This window comes from Paenibacillus sp. J31R120, from assembly GCF_056269225.1.
This window is the reverse complement of sequence record NZ_JBWDNN010000004.1, coordinates 35,157-54,055: the sequence shown is the minus strand read 5'-3', so window position 1 is coordinate 54,055 and position 18,899 is coordinate 35,157. Positions and strand designations below refer to the sequence as shown.

The following is an 18,899-nucleotide window of genomic DNA, read 5'->3' as shown; positions in this document are numbered from 1 at the left end:
CGATCTCACCTCTTGTTTCCTATGAAATTTTTTTATGATTCGACAGGCTCTGGAACCAGGCCATCGTCTCGGCAACGGCTTGCTCGTGAGGCGTCGTGTCCTTGCCGAACATCTTCTCATATTTGCTCGTGTTGACGACAAAAGGCTCCTCGAACAAATACAGCATTTCCTTAATCTCTCTCATATTCGCATTAAAAAGAGAGAGCAGTGCCACGAATGCTTTCGGCGCGACACGGAATTTAGGTTCCCTTCCTGCCATGCTGTAGATCATCGATACGATCTGACGCGTGGTAAGCGTCTCAGCGGCCGGGACATGCCAGATATGCCCAAGCGATGCCTGAGATTGACCCAGCTTCACCAGCCCCTTGGCAAAATCACGAATGTATATATAAGTGTGAGGAGCATCAATGTTGCCAAGTACCTCAGCCGGCTTGCCTTCAAGCGCCGCCCGGAAGACCCGCTCTCCCAAAGCGGAGTCCAGCACGCCCGGACCGAAGAAGTCCGGAGCCCGGCCGATTGCGGCGCGTACCTTGCCGCTGCGATGCGCAGTCAAGAGCCTGTTGGCCATTTGGGCCCGTGTAATGCCTTTGCGCCCGTCGGCCCTGTTCGGAAGGTCTTCCGTCAGATCCCGTCTCGCGCTGCCGTACATGTATAAATTGTCTGCATAGACGATAATGGCCTTCTCGTTCTCTGCCGCTTCGATAATACCGTCCATAATGGGCGGGAACATCTCAGGCCAAGCCGTATAGGGCGCCTTGGCACAATGGTAGATGACGGACGCTCCCCGGCAGGCACCTGCAAATTCAGCTGAAATCGTCGCATCCCCCTTCACGACCTGTACCGAATTAGGTACATTGGCACGTCCGCTGCGATTGACCATGCGCACCTTTTTGCCCTGAAACAGCAACTCCTCCATAACCGCCATGCCGAGCGGCCCGGTACCAATGACTACATGAAGTTCATTCATCTCCTCACACATTCCCCTTCCTAATATGGAGTCTACAACCTACGATGCTAATTATACCCATTTTGAGAATCGCAGTAAATATCTTTAGTCAAGTAAATTTTATTAATTGTGTTCAGTTATTTACGCACATACTCAAAAGTGCCTGGATCAGCAAAAAAAAGCAAGCCAGCAGCGGGTTTGGTCCGCTTCCGGCTTGCTTCAGCTATGCTTGTTCGGAGGTGTCTGCATCACAACCCCCTCCTAGAACGTGTTCATATGGAGCCGGACTACGACTTTCTTCCAATCCGTTGCCTTGCCGTATCCTTGCTTGCCGTAATCGGCTGATGGCTGCCCGCCTTGGCCAATCCGTAGACGGGCATGTTGTTGTACATGGCCTCATAGCAGCCCCTGCGCACCTCATACGTCTCATGGTAGATGCCGACGCTGCCGCTAGCCCCGACCTTCCGATGGAAGTTTCGCCAGGCCTTCAGATGCTTCTGCCCATGTCTCGCATAATGCTCCAGTTGCTCGAACGATCGCCAGTACTGAATGACTGTAATACCGCGCCAAGAGAAATGAAAGCTCGCATGGAGGAAACCAAGTTCCTTGTTCGTATACAATTCTTGCAGCATGGGGCTCATCGCAAGCGTCACCGGCAGCCACCGGTGCACCGCCCAAATCCGGTTAATCCGTACGCCGATATGAAACACGACGAACGATCCCTCCATCCCAGCGGTATACCTTCCGGGGAATATGACGGCCATCTGACTTCCTACCCTTTCTCGAGAAGCTGCAAATGAATCTCGTAGAACCCGATGATATCGGTAGAAGCATACTGCTGAGCGGTCAGGAACGAGCCATAGAAGATCGTGAACAGCACCTTGACCGCGCGGTCAAGCGATATCCCGTCCTTCAGTGTTCCTGTCTTCTCGGCATGCTCCATGCTGGTATGGAAGATCTTATGGAGATCGGGCGTGGAGCTCCCTACCTCTTCATGATCAGGAAAGAGAAGCCGAACCTCGGCTTCGCTCATTTCCTGCAGATGAGGATGCATTCTCATCTCCGCCAGGAACGAGATCAGGCTGGGCAGTATGCCAGGCGTCACCTTCGTCTGTTCGGCTACCTTGTACAGCAAGTGCCGGATGGCATCGAAGCCCTTCTTCTTCTCCTGTTCAATCTCGATAATCCGTTCCGTCAGCCATACCCGCATGAAGTAGACAAGCACGTCTTCCTTCTTCGGAAAAAACTTAAAAAACGTAACACGCGACACTTCGGCCTGTCGACAAATGTCTTCCAGCATCACTTCATGGAACATTTTGTCTTCCATTAAGGACAGACTAGCCTCATATAAAGCAATCTTGGCTCTAGCCTTCTTGATCTCCCTTAATGAAATATCCGCTATAACCACGAGCATCATCCTCATTTTTTCGTTAACTCATGTCAATAACTTTACTTACGATAAATATTATTGTCAACATTTATTCCAAACTTTAACAAGATTACCGTCATTCAAACGCTTGGCAGACGACCAACGACGCTCATTTGTCTTTATACGATCCGCTGCTGATTTCTCCCATCATACCATTTGCGCAAGTCTATCCGATACGTCGTCTCGTCTCATTCCTACCGCTTAACCTTGTCGGGTTTTGTCGAACGAACAATATGTAGATTTATAGGGTTTTCATGCGTACACTCAAGAGGCTGGAGAGTCGTTATCCGTCGATTCCTCACTGCGGCGAATTTGGCTATCCATCTACATTTTTTTCTACAACTATGTGTCTATTTCAATCTTCGATTGTCTAATAGAAGGACGAGGCTGACGGAGATGCGGGAGAGAGGTGATGAATTGCGGCAATTCTCTGAGGTCTATGAACAATATTCGGCTCCTGTGCATCGGTTCCTCTTATCCCTCACCCATGATGAGGCGATGGCGGAAGAGCTAACGCAAGAGACCCTCTATCGGGCCTTCCTTCATATCGACCGCTTCAAGGGTCAAGCCTCCCTGTATGGCTGGCTGTGCCAGATTGCGAAGAACTTGTACTTCAATGAATACAAGAAGAGCAAGCGGCGTGCGGATGAGCCTGCATGGGATGATACCGAGGCCGGGGGCGACTTTACCGTCCGGATGCTCCAGAAAGAACAGGCCATCATGGTTCATCGTATCCTACACGCGTTACCGGAGCCCTATAAGGAAGTGTTCACGTTGAAAGTATTCGGCGAGCTCAAATTCAGAGAAATTGCGAGCTTGTTCGGCAAAACCGAATCCTGGGCAAAAATGACCTATTACCGCGCAAAAGAGCGAATCGTAACGGAAATGGAGGAACGTGAATGAGCACATCTTGCAATATCGTGTATGACTTGCTGCCGCTTTATGTCGACGGCGCATGCTCCTCAGAGAGTAAGGCTTATGTCGAAGAACATCTGGCAGGCTGTCCGGCATGCCGGAAGAAATATGAAGCGATGGCACAGCCCATGGCGGTTGATGTACTGCTGGGAAGTCAAGAAGACGCGGGGCAGAATGAAGGAGTGGAGGAACAACAACGTGATCATGCTGCCAAAAGAGTGCTAAGACGCATCAAGAGGAGATGGCTATTATCGCTTATTCCTTTGCTGCTGATCATCCCCCTGCTGTTCCTGGGCATCAATCAATATCGCGGCGAAGGCATGTCGTTCACCAATCTGTATGATCATTATGCCGCAAGCCAATTTCTCACCGCGCTGGAGAAGCGGGATTACGAGCGGGCATTTTCTTATCTGAATATGGACTTTTATTATTATGATGACATTCAAGAAGGACTAAAGCATTCGGCGGATATACTGGCCTTCAAGGAAGAGAGCATCAGGCCGGAAACTGACGAGAACGGTCGCCTATTTTATACAAACGGAGAAATTAACTATACGGAGGAGCAGGTCAAGGCGATTATGCAGCAGTACGAGGAATTCCCAGAGTCAAGAGAGACGGACAAGAAGAACGCCCAGGACTTTATCGACAAATACGGAGACATGAGCTATGAGCAATTCTATGAGAGAAGCAAAGCGAATTTCATCGCCAATATGAAGGAGTGGGAGCAGCTAGGGCATACGCTAACCGGCCATCGAATCAGTTCCTCTTATGTAATCGAATACGACGGCGTGACAAGTTATAGCTTCTATCTTCATTTGACAGACGGCAAGCAGGTTGTGAAGTCAGGCAAGATCAGTCTGTCCGGCAATGACAAAGGAGTGTTCTACCTCACAGGCGGCTCTTACATTGCGGAAAATGATCCGCTTACACCAAAGCTGCTAGAGAGCTTGTCGATTTCTGATCTGAAGTAGTTGGGCCATTAAGTCTATAAACCTTTCATCCCATTAATAAAGGCGGCCGTTCTCTGGAACGGTCGCCTTCAATTTGCATCACTGTGCGCTATACGGCCCTCTTTCCGCTGCGGTAACGATTGAGCTTAAAAGTATACCAGATGTACGGCATGCCTGGGAAAACAAGCAGAATGAGTGAAGCCAAACCTGCAACGAGTCCAATCTGTCCAGCAGCTTGGGCAGCCAGTCGTTCATACTCATCATGCGAACGAGCAGAAGCGCTATAGTCACGATGAGCAGCGGCAAGGCTGCCTTGCCGGACATTTTCCGCTCACGTTCGTATCGTTCAATAAGAGAGTCTTGATCCGTATAGATCGGTCTGGTGCCTGGAGGAGCGCTGAAGATATGGAAGGCACTCTCCCCGCCCGCAGAACACACCTTCTTGCAGCCCGCTTCTTCGAACAAGGCGAAGTAATCGGCATCCGCATCCTCCTGATAATCTACGCTGTAGATAAGATTCTGAGGCTCTCCCTTTCTCAAGGTATATCCGAATGGGGCAAAGCTCTCTAGCAACCATCCTTTCCGTGCGTGCTTGCCTAGCTTCTTCATATCCGATGCTTCTGTAAATGCCAACCCGCCGCTAGCAACATACTTGGTTTTCTTCATACTCCCTTCACTCCCCTTTGTTCAAATATGGCTTCCGCATGGCGTACCATATCCTTGCGCCACTCGACGTTCTTCTTCAGCAGCTCCATCCCTTTGGAGGTAGCCGCATAGGTTTTGCGTTTGTCATCGTCGTCATCAAATAGCTCAATAAGTCCGGCAGCCAATAGCTTCTTAATGGTGGTGTACATCGATGCCGGTCCGACCGTCAATCGCTGATTCGTCATCGTCTCGATCGACTGCATAATCAAATATCCGTGCTTGGGCTCCACAACGGACAGCAAGATGTAGAACGCCGTATCCGTCAGCTCGCCCATCTCCAAAGAATCATTTCTCGGCAATTCGGCACCTCCTTTATATCATTTAACGATATATCATTGAATGTAGTATATCGTTTAACGATATACGTGTCAATGGGCAGATGCAGAGTGGGAATCGACTTCGTAAATTTGACTCGGCAACTATGATATGATGAAGATATGGGCGTTGTATAACCTTTGTTGTTATAGGAAAGGACATGGCTAATGATTACTTTGCCTTATGCAACAGAAATTGATGAGCCGCTCTTCTTACGAGATGTGCAGCTTCATTTTTTCTATAATGATCTCATGCTGATTTCTTTTGAATTTCAGGGATATCGCTTTGTCATGTACTGTGAAGATCAGGGTATGGGCTTTTGCCCCTATCTAGTTGAGCCGAATGACGATAATGGAGCTCTCCCTTCAGCCAACCTTAATCTTCACCAGCTGCAAAACCGCCTAGAAGATGTGTATCAAGCGATTGCCGAATACGATCTTTCGTTTCACAACTATATAAACAAGTATGTAGATCCTACAAATAAAATTGGAGGTTGAACGACAAATGAGAATCGCATTTATAGGACTAGGCACTATGGGCAAACCGATGGCTATGCATCTTCAGCACGCTGGACATACGCTGGCTGTCTATAATCGCAACCGCGACAGAGCCCGGGACTTCGAACAGCTGGACTCGGTCACGATCGTATCGACACCGAAGGAAGCTGCGGGACAAGCAGATATCGTGTTCACTATGCTGACGGATGACGCGGTGGTTGAAGCGGTATATTTGGGAGAGGACGGCATCTTGTCCGCTTGTACGGATGAGGCATTCGGTACGCCGAAGATCGTCGTAGATTGCAGCACTATCTACCCGGATACGACCAAGATGCTGGCGGAGCGCCTCGCTGACGTTGGCGTCGAAATGCTGGATGCACCGGTGTCGGGCAGCGAGCCGCATGCTATTGAAGGCATTCTCACCTTCATTGTCGGGGGCAAGAAGGAAGCGTATGAGACTTGCCTGCCGCTATTCGAATTGATGGGCAGGAAGGCTCTATATATGGGGCCTAACGGAACTGGAGCCAATGCGAAGCTCGCGAACAACTTGATTGTCGCAGCCAATATCTCCGCGCTGGCGGAGGGCATGTCCATTGTTCAGAAGTCCGGCGGCAACCCGGAGCTGTTCCTTGAAATTTTGGCCGGCGGAGGCGCCCGCAGCGCTGCGGCTGAGGTGAAGGGTCCACGCATTCTGAACCGCGACTTCTCGCCGCAATTCATGGCCCAGCTCATGTTCAAGGATGTGAAGCTCGCAGGACGTCTCGCCCAGTCCCTGCAAGTGCCTTCTCCTATCCAGGCCACCGTGCAGCAGTTGTTCCAAATTACTTGTAACAACGGTCTCGGTCAGGAAGATCTCAGCGCTGTAGTGAAGACGTATGAAGCGTGGATTGGGGAGACTATTGGGGAGAAAAACTGAAGGTCAAATGTAATACTGTTGGAAAGAGCCGAGAACGTCTGATTGGACGTTTTCGGCTTTTTGCTTATTGGGCGTTTTTTGAACAATGTAAGTTGGAGTATTTCGGTACATACTATCTGCCAGCGCCTCTGCATATTGACGCTTAACATTTCATCCACCGTCTTCGCCTCCCAGGTAGAGGATTTCAATCCTCGCACCGCGTAGGGTGCGACGCAGCTCTCACTATGTTCACTCATAGCATCTTCAAATTTCAATCCACGCACCCGCTTAGGGTGCGACATAGACAAAAGACACTCCCCCACCCGTTATTTGATTTCAATCTACGCACCCGCATAGGGTGCGACATATCTTGTGATTGACGTGCCGTAGTCTCGTAACATTTCAATCCACGCACCCGCATAGGGTGCGACTGCCCTGTCTACGTGTAAGATCATCACGTATCCAATTTCAATCCACGCACCCGCATAGGGTGCGACATGCTAACCATAAAGCTACGAAAAGATGGCAAGGAATTTCAATCCACGCACCCACGTAGGGTGCGACGATCGAAGATGTGGTTGTGACCTCGGCGGGCGCTATTTCAATCCACGCACCGGCGTAGGGTGCGACCACCGTATACAACCTCTGCGGCATCACAGTTATGATTTCAATCCACGCACCCGCGTAGGGTGCGACTTCTCTATGAATATGGTGATTACCAGTACAAAGAATTTCAATCCACACACCCGCGTAGGGTGCGACTTCTACAAGCGGCAAAAGAACATGAGAATATCACATTTCAATCCACGCACCCGCGTAGGGTGCGACGTGGTTGTCGAGATGATTACAATATACCTCATAAATTTCAATCCACGCACCCGCGTAGGGTGCGACTGGCTATTCCTATCAAGCCCATATTGACCGCATATTTCAATCCACGCACCCGCGTAGGGTGCGACTACTTCATACGTATCGGAGGGCGTGACACTGACGATTTCAATCCACGCACCCGCGTAGGGTGCGACAAAAGTAAGCAGCACGACGATGGTCTCTAACCTATTTCAATCCACGCACCCGCGTAGGGTGCGACCTTATGTGGATGGCATGGCTATAGCTATAAAAATATTTCAATCCACGCACCCGCGTAGGGTGCGACAACGGTGACATGATTACCATGTACCAGCTAGCAATTTCAATCCACGCACCCGCGTAGGGTGCGACGACAACTTAAGCGAAATGTACCCGAAGGCAAATAATTTCAATCCACGCACCCGCTTAGGTTGCGACCTGACATCAACCTCAATCAATTTACCATGTAGAGTATTTCAATCCACGCACCCGCGTAGGGTGCGACCATTTGAATCTAGCAACCTATTATTTCTGCAGTAATTTCAATCCACGCACCCGCGTAGGGTGCGACGTGTCCGGCACCGACGTCGAGCTGACGATCGAGGATTTCAATCCACGCACCCGCGTAGGGTGCGACCTAGTAAACCTGTTAAAGCTAACAAGAGCTTAAGTATTTCAATCCACGCACCCGCGTAGGGTGCGACTATTAAAGAGATTCTTTAAAGCAATCCCGATAAATTTCAATCCACGCACCCGCGTAGGGTGCGACAAAGAGGGAGATACCTACGACTACGAGGATGACATTTCAATCCACGCACCCGCGTAGGGTGCGACGAGCCAATTCGTTCCTAGTCTTATGCGCCAGATATTTCAATCCACGCACCCGCGTAGGGTGCGACTTGCGCTCGCCCTCGGCAATTCTGAGTTCCTTTACATTTCAATCCACGCACCCGCGTAGGGTGCGACTCTGTCGCCGCATCCATTGACGCTCGGTGTTGTTATTTCAATCCACGCACCCGTGTAGGGTGCGACTAACGATCGACTATGAACGGATGCGCGTCACATCATTTCAATCCACGCACCCGCGTAGGGTGCGACAATTATCAAATGGGTAGGTGCCGAGTTGGACAAATTTCAATCCACGCACCCGCGTAGGGTGCGACCATGCGGAATTTGCTTAAGCTTTTTGACGGGATATTTCAATCCACGCACCCGCGTAAGGTGCGACGATCAATGTCTCTTGCTTCCACTCATGACGACAATTTCAATCCACGCACCCGCGTAGGGTGCGACTCGCAACGTCTTGTCCCAGGTTCCGCGTGAAACTATTTCAATCCACGCACCCGCGTAGGGTGCGACTCGCAACGTCTTGTCCCAGGTTCCGCGTGAAACTATTTCAATCCACGCACCCGCGTAGGGTGCGACCTTGTCCAAATTTTCCTTCAGCTTGTCCCACTTTATTTCAATCCACGCACCCGCGTAGGGTGCGACGTCATGGAAAATGAAATCATCCAATACATCACTATTTCAATCCACGCACCCGCGTAGGGTGCGACTCGGATGACTTGCAAGTTATTGCTGATATTCTAATTTCAATCCACGCACCCGCGTAGGGTGCGACTATTTTCATTTATTTTCTTGTTTCTGTTGTGCAATTTCAATCCACGCACCCGCGTAGGGTGCGACTTCCTGAATGAGCTTTTTATTGTACCTGCTGAATATTTCAATCCACGCACCCGCGTAGGGTGCGACATATACTGACGTAAGTGTGTCTCCAACGTTTTCTATTTCAATCCACGCACCCGCGTAGGGTGCGACTCAAGCCCGGCAACGGTGGTCTTGGTTAGGCCGATTTCAATCCACGCACCCGCGTAGGGTGCGACCGATGGTCAAAGAGGAGTAGAGATTTACTCGAAATTTCAATCCACGCACCCGCGTAGGGTGCGACTCGCAGAGCGTGATACACAGATCGCGGAGTTAGGATTTCAATCCACGCACCCGCGTAGGGTGCGACTGCAACAAGTGACAAGGCAGCAAGCGGTCAGCCAATTTCAATCCACGCACCCGCGTAGGGTGCGACTCGCTTACTTTGTGAGGGGTAAGGCTTCATTCGAATTTCAATCCACGCACCCGCGTAGGGTGCGACCTCGATGGATCAGAAAGGCGAGCTGGATGAAGATATTTCAATCCACGCACCCGCGTAGGGTGCGACTGATCGTGGATATATCTTCATTACGAATTGGGAATTTCAATCCACGCACCCGCGTAGGGTGCGACCGGTATCGCCTGGAAGGATGACAATCTCATAGTCATTTCAATCCACGCACCCGCGTAGGGTGCGACTTCCAGATCCGGCGCTAGCGATCGGGTTTGGAATTTCAATCCACGCACCCGCGTAGGGTGCGACTTCCCTAACGGCAGTATCCGACCACTCAGACCTAATTTCAATCCACGCACCCGCGTAGGGTGCGACTTCACACAACAGCAAACCCAGACGCGCCCGCAGTATTTCAATCCACGCACCCGCGTAGGGTGCGACACGGCCAGCTGATGGTGAGAAAGACATAGGGATGATTTCAATCCACGCACCCGCGTAGGGTGCGACTGGGCAATTTTTATTGCAGTAGCCGTCTATTCGTATTTCAATCCACGCACCCGCGTAGGGTGCGACAACCTGATTACGTCGATTAAAGGTGTTGACGGCCAATTTCAATCCACGCACCCGCGTAGGGTGCGACTGTCTGGCACATCCATTTCATAATCAGGTTCTTCATTTCAATCCACGCACCCGCGTAGGGTGCGACCATACTGCATCCGACATCCGTCCGACATTCAATATTTCAATCCACGCACCCGCGTAGGGTGCGACTATTAGAGCTCCTTATGTGATCTTCGTCTCTAGCATTTCAATCCACGCACCCGCGTAGGGTGCGACGTACAAACCGGGCGCCACTGTAAAACAGATCGGAATTTCAATCCACGCACCCGCGTAGGGTGCGACTCGTGTCGTCGCATCTGCTACTGGACGCACAATAATTTCAATCCACGCACCCGCGTAGGGTGCGACTTCGACTCGAATATCATGTGATGCATTTCCGATAATTTCAATCCACGCACCCGCGTAGGGTGCGACAACCGTTTGACTATTGAAGTTCGCACACACAAGTATTTCAATCCACGCACCCGCGTAGGGTGCGACTTATGGTAACGGCACCTATGTAGTTGTTGGGGATTTCAATCCACGCACCCGCGTAGGGTGCGACAAGCAAGCTCGAGAAGTGGCTGCGGCTAAATCTGATTTCAATCCACGCACCCGCGTAGGGTGCGACAAGGCTAAGACGGAGCGTCGCAGCAAAGCAGAGATTTCAATCCACGCACCCGCGTAGGGTGCGACACTTCAAAATCGATCTGGAGGAAGCGATCGAAGAATTTCAATCCACGCACCCGCGTAGGGTGCGACAAGCGACTGGAACGCTGGCCGGTGCCTGATCATATTTCAATCCACGCACCCGCGTAGGGTGCGACGACGGTCGCCGCGTCAATATCTCAACATACGCCATTTCAATCCACGCACCCGCGTAGGGTGCGACAAACGCATAAAATTGTAGGTTCCAGCACTATAAAATTTCAATCCACGCACCCGCGTAGGGTGCGACAAGATACACGATCACGAAAAATGCGTTCGGTGAATTTCAATCCACGCACCCGCGTAGGGTGCGACCGACGCTAAAAAAGCGTTAGCTGTAGTACAAGAGATTTCAATCCACGCACCCGCGTAGGGTGCGACGAAAACGGAGGAGCAGCAACGTGACTCCTTCCGATTTCAATCCACGCACCCGCGTAGGGTGCGACCAGCCGAGAGTTAAGCGATGTAAACGCGGCGTTATTTCAATCCACGCACCCGCGTAGGGTGCGACCTCTTTGCTTGATGTGATATGTATGTATTGATCATTTCAATCCACGCACCCGCGTAGGGTGCGACATTCACTCGTAAGGGCGTACCGCAAGACGTAGCGATTTCAATCCACGCACCCGCGTAGGGTGCGACTCGCCGTAAGCAGCGTAGTCTTTCGCTGTATTGTCATTTCAATCCACGCACCCGCGTAGGGTGCGACACGCAGTCGATTTTTTAGAATGCGAATCAGACAAATTTCAATCCACGCACCCGCGTAGGGTGCGACATGCGATTGAAAACGGCAATGTTTTTCTTGCTGTAATTTCAATCCACGCACCCGCGTAGGGTGCGACAAAGTACAAAGACCCTTTTAGTCAGAAGACTAAAATTTCAATCCACGCACCCGCGTAGGGTGCGACTACTCCGTTTCTTCGGTAAGGAAATTTGGTTGATTTCAATCCACGCACCCGCGTAGGGTGCGACACATCTGTAGTCTTCATCAACTCAGGAAGCTGTTATTTCAATCCACGCACCCGCGTAGGGTGCGACAGTTTAACGGTGTTAATGCCAAGCGGACAAAGGATTTCAATCCACGCACCCGCGTAGGGTGCGACTTGCATTCAAATCGCTCCTCTTTTTTTATTGTTATTTCAATCCACGCACCCGCGTAGGGTGCGACTATCTTTTTCTGTATAATCTCCGGCGCCTTTAGCTATTTCAATCCACGCACCCGCGTAGGGTGCGACAACGATTTATGACCTAATAATTCAATAAAATGATTATAAGTGTCATAAATCAGATCTTATCAATCAATAATGACTTTACAACCAAAAAACAATCCTATTTTGAGGTGTTTATCGTCGTCATAACCCTAAAAAATGGTGCGAATCCCCCAGGGATTTCATGTGAGCTTCCCATTCGCACCAGTGTCTCGCACTAGAAAATAAGCGGCCCCTCCATGTCCAATGATTTTTTGACACCGATATGCTCAATCTTATTTTTGTACTGGTTACCAAGCTGATAGAATCTGAGACTATCCTGATCTCGATCTATAATATCTACTAACTCCAGCTTTAATGATGCTAGTTGAGTTGAATCTACAACACATTCAAATACTGAGTTCTGGACACGCTGTCCGTAGTTCTGGCATACTTTCGAGACTTGTCTCAATCGCTTCCGGCCTGAACTACTTAGCGTACTGACATCATAAGTAATTAGTACCAACATAAATATCGCCTACTTCCACAGGAAAGGTGGATATTCGTCCAGATCTTGACGTAAATAACGTGCCAACAATAGAGCTTGAACGTGTGGAACAAGACCCCACGAGATCTTTTCACTCAAATAAGGATGTGTAATTTTATCCTGTTTCTTGGCCTGCCAAGCGGTCAGGAACTTTTTCCGCCCCTCATCCGTCAGAAACACAGCGCCATTCTCCTTTACCACAAAGTCCTGCTTGTCCAACATTTTTTTATTAATGAGTGACAATACAAATTTATCCGCGAATACCCCGCGAAGTTCCTCCATCAAGTCTAATGCCAGAGAAGCCCTTCCGGGCCGATCTCGATGTAAGAATCCCACATATGAATCTAAACCCACACCTTCAAGTGCTGCTCCTACATCCTTGGCAAGCAATGTATAAGCAAAGGACAACATCGCATTCACCCGATCCAGCGGAGGTCTGCGTGAACGAGTGCGAAAAAAGAAGTCTTCCTTCTGCTGCAATATCATATCATTAAACAACTTATTATACGTAACAGCCGCCTGTCCTTCCAATCCGCGCAATCTCTCTAAATCCTCACAAAGCCTCACTTCTTTCATCAACACAGTTAGCTGTTGCGAAGCGGATTTGAATTCAGAAACGTCGATTCGTAAAGGGTAGTCTCTGGTCATCCGCTCCAACATCCATTTGTGATTGTACAACTTTCCTATTATAAAATTGCGGGCAACCGTTGCGGATGATGCCGTATTCTCTGATAGAAGATACTGTTTCTTGCGCATAACAACATTCCCATTGCTTTCACCGATAACTCTGGCCAGGAAACGTCCGTTCATCGTCATAAATACAAATGAGATATTGCGCTCCGCACAATATCCCATTAGCGCTGGACTAGCTCCCGTGTAGCCAAAAGCTACGACAGACTCCAAATTATGAAGCGGCATACGCGCGAGCTTCTCCTGCTCTTTCAGCAACACAATATTGTCTCCATCAAGCGACAAATAGACATCCGGCTGCGTAACAAATAAAGTGTTCAGAAGTTTCTTCATTCCACCATTTTCCCTTCAACGTAGCTTTTGACCGATCGTTTATTCATCAGTTCAGGCATGCAAATATGCTGCAGGGAACAACTTCGGCAAAATGTACCTGTCTTCACTTTCGGTGTATGTCGGCGCCTATAATAGTCCTGCATCTCCAACACAATTCCTCTAACCCTCTGTTTCCATTCAGCTGTAATCGATACTTCTACCCGATGCTTGATCTCATTGTAGAACAAATATCCAACATCGACTTCACATAACAGCATCTCCTCCAGGCATATCGCCTGGGCGACTAACTGAACAATATCTTCATCGCCTGATTTGGGCTTGCCACGCTTGTACTCAACAGGGTAAGGGATAAAAGCACCTTCCGTACCATGAATGGCTACGCCATTCTCGCTTCGGATGAACTCGACTACATCACATACACCTGTCAGACCAAGTTCTCTTGATCTGACAGGCATCGCTCTGACAATCAGCTTATCTCCACGCTTCTCCCGAGTAAATGGCTGATCGGCATTGCGGTGAAGATGCTGACCTTCGACCGTTTTTACGTTCTCGGCCCATTGTTGCTCAATATGGATGATGGCCCACTGCCGCTTGCAAAATTGAAAGTGCTGGATGCCCGACAGCAGCAGCTCATTATCTTCATTAAATTCCATCCAGCACTTCGACCTTCAGACCATCCAAACGTACTACATCAAATGAATAATCTTCAAAGGCTTTAGGTTCAGCTTCTAGTTTCTCTTTCAACAATGAGCGATGCACTTTGGCAGAGGAGTATTGCCCCAGCTTGGAAGAATGCTCCCACCAGTACAAACGGCGAACCTCCATGCTTCCTTCCGGCCTTGCCGAAGATACATCGTTCTCGAATAAGGTTCGGAGCGCTTCTTTGATCCTCGCAGCATCCTCATAAGTAAAGCCTGTTTTTTCCGCCAATTGTGTATTGATACTGCCATAAAATACATACACACCAGAATCCACACGATGCTTCATTCCCATCGTATCCGAGCTTTTTTCTTTGCCAGACGATTCCGAGTTTACGCTCTTCGTAATTTGTAAGCTAGTAATATCAATCGGATCAATGCTGATTGCTGGATGAACAGATACCGGGCCTCTAACTCCTACCGATACGCCACTGCCTTTGCTATCCGCTTTAAATGCGAATACCTGTCCGAAGCTTCTAACATCAATCCACTTGTCACAAGCCACCTGAGCGAATTGATCACTAGAACCTGTCTTAGATTTCATAATACTCGCTAATTCCTCTACTCCTTCAGCACGATCCTTCAAGCTTTGAAAAGAATCCGTCTTGCGGTCATTGGACTGGACAAAAATAGACTCACCCATATCCTGCAGACGATTTCTAATCTTGCGTTTAATCGCGACATCCGACATCTCGCCTTTACCGTCAAAATTTTGACGAGGACGATTGCCATTGAGCGGGTCTCCATTGGGATTGGCATTGGATACTGAGAAAACAACAGCAAAATCGATTTTATGGTCCAAAGTAGTCATCTTCATCTCTCCTTATTCGTTAATCTCTTCAACAGCTTCACTCTTTTGGTTCTTGCCTTGATACAGTGCATGACGCTGACTATAGAAGCCTAGCAAATATAGCCCGGTTAACGGCTCATTGTTAAAACCTTCAGCATTCATCAAGAAACCAACTTCATCCAATAACTTATTCAGATCTGTCGCCTTCCAGCCGAGTCTAGCCTGATAAGGAACCAGACTTTGCTGAATCACTCTCCAAGTTCTCTCAGGATGGCGTGAGAATGCGTTCATATAGCGGATGGCGTTGCTAGACCGATCATCATCCCCTAATGCCCTTCTTTCCAAAACATCCGCTATAGCCAACATGCGACCAAATAAATAATTTCGGTCATAATTATGGATATCAAGAGCCACACTGCGTCCCTCCCTAATATTTATTAATGCACACGCGATACTAAGTGTTTTTTCCCATTCCCACTTTTCCATAGAAATCGGGTTTGAAGCCCTATTCTTCGCGCTTCTCACAATATCAAGCGGTATCGCCCGACCATCTATGATGCTGGGCAGCATTCGCTCCATTAACCCTTTTACAATCTTGTCACTCGCTCTTGGGCCGTACGCCGCGAACGCAATATCTCTGGTCGATGGCGCTCCATAAAATTGCACCCATTCCCCTGATGAATCTTTGCGATACCGATGCAACCATGCACAAGATGTATGCCAATTAGTGAGTTTATTCAAGTAAAGATGCTTGTCCATGCTACGGTAATATAGAACAGCCATGCGACCAGTTGTTGCCGAATCCAACACCATAATATGAACTTCTGATCTGCCTTGAATTTGATTGCTGTATCCATCCATCGCCTTGGCAAACTCGGCAGCAAACTCTTGGTTGGTAAAAGCAACATACTTCACTACAGCTGCTGAGGGTGCTGTATCGAATGCGTCATCCGCAAAACTAGGAATATATGTCTGCTCTTTCCCCCATACAAGGAAAACACGCTGATCCATGATTTTACCCTGACGGTTAATCAACCATTTCAGTGCGTTATGAGCTTTCTGAGATACTTCATAACTGATGCTAGCAGCTTCCTTACTCGTTCGGAATCGTCCTCTATATGTGAATCCGCTTGAATCATTGGCAGAGATTAGCTTTGCTTTGTCCGCGGCATTCCTGATTTTGTTAGCATGCTTATCCGTCGCGGGCACAAGTTCCCCCGTTACATAGCAAAGATCAAGATCACCGAGCTGCTCACTGTAATAATCAATGAAGGAATTATACATTTCTGAATCTTTCCAAACCTCGGTCAAATGATTACCTGGAGCATGGACATTAAAGCGAATAAAGGCACTATCCAGATCACCGGCAAGCACTGAATATATGTCGGGTCTAGCCGTCTCACTTGATTTATCCCACTTGTTTATTAACCGGTTGTTCTCATCGACATACAAAATCTTATGTTCAATCAAATCCTGTATGAGACTGCCCTTGCTCACGTATTGGTAGATACTCTTGATCTTCTCTATAGCATATGGCGACTCTGCCCAACCTTTTAATTGTTGAACATATGCAACGAAGGGATCTTCCTTCTTTTTCTCTCCCCCGTAGGCAACTAAATCTCCGGCGACATAGCTGAGCTTATCGTGCAAAGGATACGGAGCCACTACCAACCCGGCTCTGCTCGCCGACTTTTCCGTACATGGAATCAGTGTACTCATATTGCTCTTCACCGTGATCACTTCTGCGGAATGAAACTCTCCATCTCTAGTCACGGTGACTTCAATATGTGCATTCTGAGTGGTATGCGCAATTGGCAGCAACGTGAATTCCTGATCATTGAATCGCTTCTCTATAATGCCGACCTGCTTCGAATGAGCCTTATATGTCTGATACAAATCAAGGAGCCAACTCATCGTTCTCCCTCCTTTCATTTAATATCAATCAATCTTCAACTGCGCGAACATTGGTATGATCGAAGTGTTTCATATTCATATCCTTAATCGGACGAACTCGCTCACACTCCTCTGGACGTTTGAATTTAATAACACCCTTCTCCATCACTGGGTTCCACAGCCGTACTTCCATCTGGTCCCTACCTGTCTCATCCGGATAATTAATGCCATGTACCATGTGCCCTAACGGTACTTCGTCGTAATGCTCGTAATAACTTTCACCATCGTCAAAATCACATGGTTCTACATATCCCTGGCATTCTCTCGTCCCTAGAAAAATATCTCTTCTTCCGCCTGCCGCAAGGGATCGCAGCATAATGTTATGATGCTTATGTTCGTTACGATCGAAAGCCATATCCGGTCGATTCTCATTAAATTCGAAATAGGCACGAACATGATATTCGACATCTCTTAGGTACGTGTAGTTGGCAAGTGTATTACCCCCATTGTATTCAATGGGCCTGATGCCCTTGGATTCCATCCGAATAGGCTTCATGATGCGGACCGCATCAATGTAGATAATGATGGTTGGCTTCCAATAGATAGATTCCGCAATCCCCTTCAACGCCTGATAGGTGGGCACGTTATACGACAGCTTCTCGCCCCCAAGCTTTGTAAGCGGATCTGTGAACAATGCATACTCACCATAGACTTTAAACTCCATCGCGTTTCTCATTTGCTCACCTCCTTAAAATAATCATCCATGCAGTTCTTGACCTATTCCAAAAGCGACTGATATTTCTTTTGTGTAAAGTTTTTAAACTCATCCATATCCGAATACCGTCGCTCCGCTTTCCATCTATTTTCTATTTCAATAAGCTCTTTCTCAGTCTCCGAAAAGGCTGTTTCAGCATCAATATTTAAAGAAAGAAAATTCAGACGATTTTTAATGAGCTTCCCTACGTTATTAATGATCGTCAATGAACGAAAACGAGTTCGATATTTAGAGGGATATTGAAGAATAGTGATCAAATGACTAAAGTTATTCTCTAATAATTTCATTGATTCATATGCACTTTGTTTATGCAAATGTAAAGTATGCTCTAAGTAATCTTGTGCCTTATGCAAATCAGGAGCAGCAGTGATAGCACATACCATGCTTTTAACACTAGCCTTTAACTCCTGTGGTACATGCCTCAAGATTTTATCGATCATATATACTTGGCATAATTGTACACTTGTTGTTGGGAAGTACTCTTTGAGAACTTGTAAAAGCTGCGGGTCATCCTTGCAAACTATACAATTAACACCTATTATCCCCTTGTGTATTAATTCAGCTATAAATGATGTCCAATTTACAGTAGGTTCTGAATCAGTTATAGAGAAACCCAGCATCTTCTTATGTCCATTACGATTCACACCACACGCTAAAAGAACATCCTTTGTTCTCAAACCCCCGCTCTCATTAATAACAACTCTTACTCGATCTATCATTAAGAGAGGCATCTCCATTTGTTCAAAAAAATAAGCGCTTACTTTTTTACTTCGTACTATTTGTTCTTCACTTTCAAATCTCATGGTGATTGGCACATTCATATCCGAAACTACTATTATAGGCGCTGATTGATTGGAAATATCAAATCTTATAATCATAATTAACAATCCTCCCAGACCATTCACAATCCTTTTTATTAAATGGTCCCTCATTTACAGGAAGAAGAAGGTTAAGTATCTGGAATCCATTTACAACCAAATCATACCAGTTGAAGAAAACTAAATCAACACCTTTTTTTCTTAAATACTATTATGAACAACTTTATTTTCAATGGTTTATTTTTTCTGTTGTGCTATACT

The 18,899-nt window shown here is 47.8% G+C and carries 16 protein-coding genes and 1 CRISPR repeat array; of the genes, 4 read left to right on the top strand and 12 right to left on the bottom strand.

Annotation, left to right across the window (positions count from 1 at the left end; genetic code table 11):
* Positions 1 to 19 precede the first annotated feature (19 nt).
* The 3 genes from AC0YNW_RS15755 to AC0YNW_RS15745 form a co-directional block, all read right to left on the bottom strand.
* Positions 20 to 967 carry an NAD-dependent epimerase/dehydratase family protein gene (locus AC0YNW_RS15755; RefSeq protein WP_475832741.1) on the bottom strand — a complete coding sequence of 316 codons (948 nt, stop codon included), beginning with the start codon at positions 965 to 967 and terminating at the stop codon, positions 20 to 22.
* A 266-nt stretch (positions 968 to 1,233) separates the two neighbouring features.
* Entirely contained in the window at positions 1,234 to 1,710 is a 477-nt protein-coding gene (locus tag AC0YNW_RS15750; RefSeq protein WP_475832740.1) for a DUF4188 domain-containing protein, read from the bottom strand.
* 8 nt (positions 1,711 to 1,718) lie between these two features.
* Entirely contained in the window at positions 1,719 to 2,354 is a 636-nt protein-coding gene (locus AC0YNW_RS15745; protein ID WP_475832739.1) for a TetR/AcrR family transcriptional regulator, read from the bottom strand.
* A 417-nt stretch (positions 2,355 to 2,771) separates the two neighbouring features.
* Here AC0YNW_RS15745 and AC0YNW_RS15740 point away from each other — a divergent pair, with 417 nt between their 5' ends.
* Together AC0YNW_RS15740 and AC0YNW_RS15735 are read left to right on the top strand one after the other, a co-directional pair.
* Positions 2,772 to 3,278, top strand: coding sequence for an RNA polymerase sigma factor (locus AC0YNW_RS15740; RefSeq protein ID WP_475832738.1), 507 nt, complete (start codon positions 2,772 to 2,774; stop codon positions 3,276 to 3,278).
* Positions 3,275 to 4,261: a zf-HC2 domain-containing protein gene (locus AC0YNW_RS15735; RefSeq protein ID WP_475832737.1), complete on the top strand. Its 987-nt coding sequence runs from the start codon at positions 3,275 to 3,277 to the stop codon at positions 4,259 to 4,261. Before AC0YNW_RS15740 ends, AC0YNW_RS15735 begins: the two co-directional genes overlap by 4 nt.
* A 78-nt stretch (positions 4,262 to 4,339) precedes the next feature.
* Here AC0YNW_RS15735 and AC0YNW_RS15730 read toward each other — a convergent pair whose 3' ends face one another.
* Both AC0YNW_RS15730 and AC0YNW_RS15725 read right to left on the bottom strand, forming a co-directional pair.
* A complete protein-coding gene (locus AC0YNW_RS15730) occupies positions 4,340 to 4,906 on the bottom strand; it encodes a DUF2812 domain-containing protein (RefSeq protein WP_475832736.1) in 567 nt (188 codons plus the stop codon).
* Positions 4,903 to 5,244: a PadR family transcriptional regulator gene (locus AC0YNW_RS15725; protein ID WP_475832735.1), complete on the bottom strand. Its 342-nt coding sequence runs from the start codon at positions 5,242 to 5,244 to the stop codon at positions 4,903 to 4,905. The genes AC0YNW_RS15730 and AC0YNW_RS15725 overlap by 4 nt, the downstream gene beginning before the upstream one ends.
* 183 nt (positions 5,245 to 5,427) lie before the next feature.
* Between AC0YNW_RS15725 and AC0YNW_RS15720 the strand changes: the two genes are divergently transcribed.
* Positions 5,428 to 5,757 carry a hypothetical protein gene (locus tag AC0YNW_RS15720; protein WP_475832734.1) on the top strand — a complete coding sequence of 110 codons (330 nt, stop codon included), beginning with the start codon at positions 5,428 to 5,430 and terminating at the stop codon, positions 5,755 to 5,757.
* A gap of 7 nt (positions 5,758 to 5,764) precedes the next feature.
* A complete protein-coding gene (locus AC0YNW_RS15715) occupies positions 5,765 to 6,673 on the top strand; it encodes an NAD(P)-dependent oxidoreductase (RefSeq protein WP_475832733.1) in 909 nt (302 codons plus the stop codon).
* A 247-nt stretch (positions 6,674 to 6,920) separates the two neighbouring features.
* Positions 6,921 to 12,142: a CRISPR direct-repeat array (repeat unit 32 nt; unit sequence ATTTCAATCCACGCACCCGCGTAGGGTGCGAC).
* A gap of 190 nt (positions 12,143 to 12,332) precedes the next feature.
* Here AC0YNW_RS15715 and cas2 read toward each other — a convergent pair.
* Genes cas2 through AC0YNW_RS15680 form a run of 7 tightly spaced genes read right to left on the bottom strand, consistent with a single transcriptional unit; the run spans position 12,333 to position 18,698 of the window.
* Positions 12,333 to 12,623, bottom strand: coding sequence for a CRISPR-associated endonuclease Cas2 (gene cas2 / locus AC0YNW_RS15710; RefSeq protein WP_475832732.1), 291 nt, complete (start codon positions 12,621 to 12,623; stop codon positions 12,333 to 12,335).
* 9 nt (positions 12,624 to 12,632) lie between these two features.
* Positions 12,633 to 13,664: a type I-C CRISPR-associated endonuclease Cas1c gene (gene cas1c / locus AC0YNW_RS15705; protein WP_475832731.1), complete on the bottom strand. Its 1,032-nt coding sequence runs from the start codon at positions 13,662 to 13,664 to the stop codon at positions 12,633 to 12,635.
* Positions 13,661 to 14,317, bottom strand: coding sequence for a CRISPR-associated protein Cas4 (gene cas4, locus AC0YNW_RS15700; protein WP_475832730.1), 657 nt, complete (start codon positions 14,315 to 14,317; stop codon positions 13,661 to 13,663). Before cas4 ends, cas1c begins: the two co-directional genes overlap by 4 nt.
* Positions 14,307 to 15,173, bottom strand: coding sequence for a type I-C CRISPR-associated protein Cas7/Csd2 (cas7c, locus tag AC0YNW_RS15695; protein WP_475832729.1), 867 nt, complete (start codon positions 15,171 to 15,173; stop codon positions 14,307 to 14,309). Before cas7c ends, cas4 begins: the two co-directional genes overlap by 11 nt.
* Positions 15,174 to 15,185: 12 nt before the next feature.
* Positions 15,186 to 17,066 carry a type I-C CRISPR-associated protein Cas8c/Csd1 gene (cas8c, locus tag AC0YNW_RS15690; protein ID WP_475832728.1) on the bottom strand — a complete coding sequence of 627 codons (1,881 nt, stop codon included), beginning with the start codon at positions 17,064 to 17,066 and terminating at the stop codon, positions 15,186 to 15,188.
* A 28-nt stretch (positions 17,067 to 17,094) separates the two neighbouring features.
* Positions 17,095 to 17,781, bottom strand: a complete 687-nt coding sequence (gene cas5c, locus AC0YNW_RS15685) for a type I-C CRISPR-associated protein Cas5c (protein WP_475832727.1) — start codon at positions 17,779 to 17,781, stop codon at positions 17,095 to 17,097.
* Between the two features lie 41 nt (positions 17,782 to 17,822).
* Positions 17,823 to 18,698: a transposase gene (locus AC0YNW_RS15680; protein WP_475832726.1), complete on the bottom strand. Its 876-nt coding sequence runs from the start codon at positions 18,696 to 18,698 to the stop codon at positions 17,823 to 17,825.
* Between the last annotated feature and the right edge of the window lie 201 nt (positions 18,699 to 18,899).

Bases quoted from the DNA above. Each gene is read 5' to 3' on its own strand.
- cas1c (WP_475832731.1), bottom strand. From the start codon at position 13,664: ATGAAGAAACTTCTGAACACTTTATTTGTTACGCAGCCGGATGTCTAT.
- AC0YNW_RS15750 (WP_475832740.1), bottom strand. From the start codon at position 1,710: ATGGCCGTCATATTCCCCGGAAGGTATACCGCTGGGATGGAGGGATCG.
- cas2 (WP_475832732.1), bottom strand. From the start codon at position 12,623: ATGTTGGTACTAATTACTTATGATGTCAGTACGCTAAGTAGTTCAGGC.
- AC0YNW_RS15730 (WP_475832736.1), bottom strand. From the start codon at position 4,906: ATGAAGAAAACCAAGTATGTTGCTAGCGGCGGGTTGGCATTTACAGAA.
- AC0YNW_RS15755 (WP_475832741.1), bottom strand. From the start codon at position 967: ATGAATGAACTTCATGTAGTCATTGGTACCGGGCCGCTCGGCATGGCG.
- cas5c (WP_475832727.1), bottom strand. From the start codon at position 17,781: ATGAGAAACGCGATGGAGTTTAAAGTCTATGGTGAGTATGCATTGTTC.
- cas4 (WP_475832730.1), bottom strand. From the start codon at position 14,317: ATGGAATTTAATGAAGATAATGAGCTGCTGCTGTCGGGCATCCAGCAC.
- cas8c (WP_475832728.1), bottom strand. From the start codon at position 17,066: ATGAGTTGGCTCCTTGATTTGTATCAGACATATAAGGCTCATTCGAAG.
- AC0YNW_RS15735 (WP_475832737.1), top strand. From the start codon at position 3,275: ATGAGCACATCTTGCAATATCGTGTATGACTTGCTGCCGCTTTATGTC.
- AC0YNW_RS15720 (WP_475832734.1), top strand. From the start codon at position 5,428: ATGATTACTTTGCCTTATGCAACAGAAATTGATGAGCCGCTCTTCTTA.
- AC0YNW_RS15715 (WP_475832733.1), top strand. From the start codon at position 5,765: ATGAGAATCGCATTTATAGGACTAGGCACTATGGGCAAACCGATGGCT.
- AC0YNW_RS15680 (WP_475832726.1), bottom strand. From the start codon at position 18,698: ATGATTATAAGATTTGATATTTCCAATCAATCAGCGCCTATAATAGTA.
- AC0YNW_RS15740 (WP_475832738.1), top strand. From the start codon at position 2,772: ATGCGGGAGAGAGGTGATGAATTGCGGCAATTCTCTGAGGTCTATGAA.
- cas7c (WP_475832729.1), bottom strand. From the start codon at position 15,173: ATGACTACTTTGGACCATAAAATCGATTTTGCTGTTGTTTTCTCAGTA.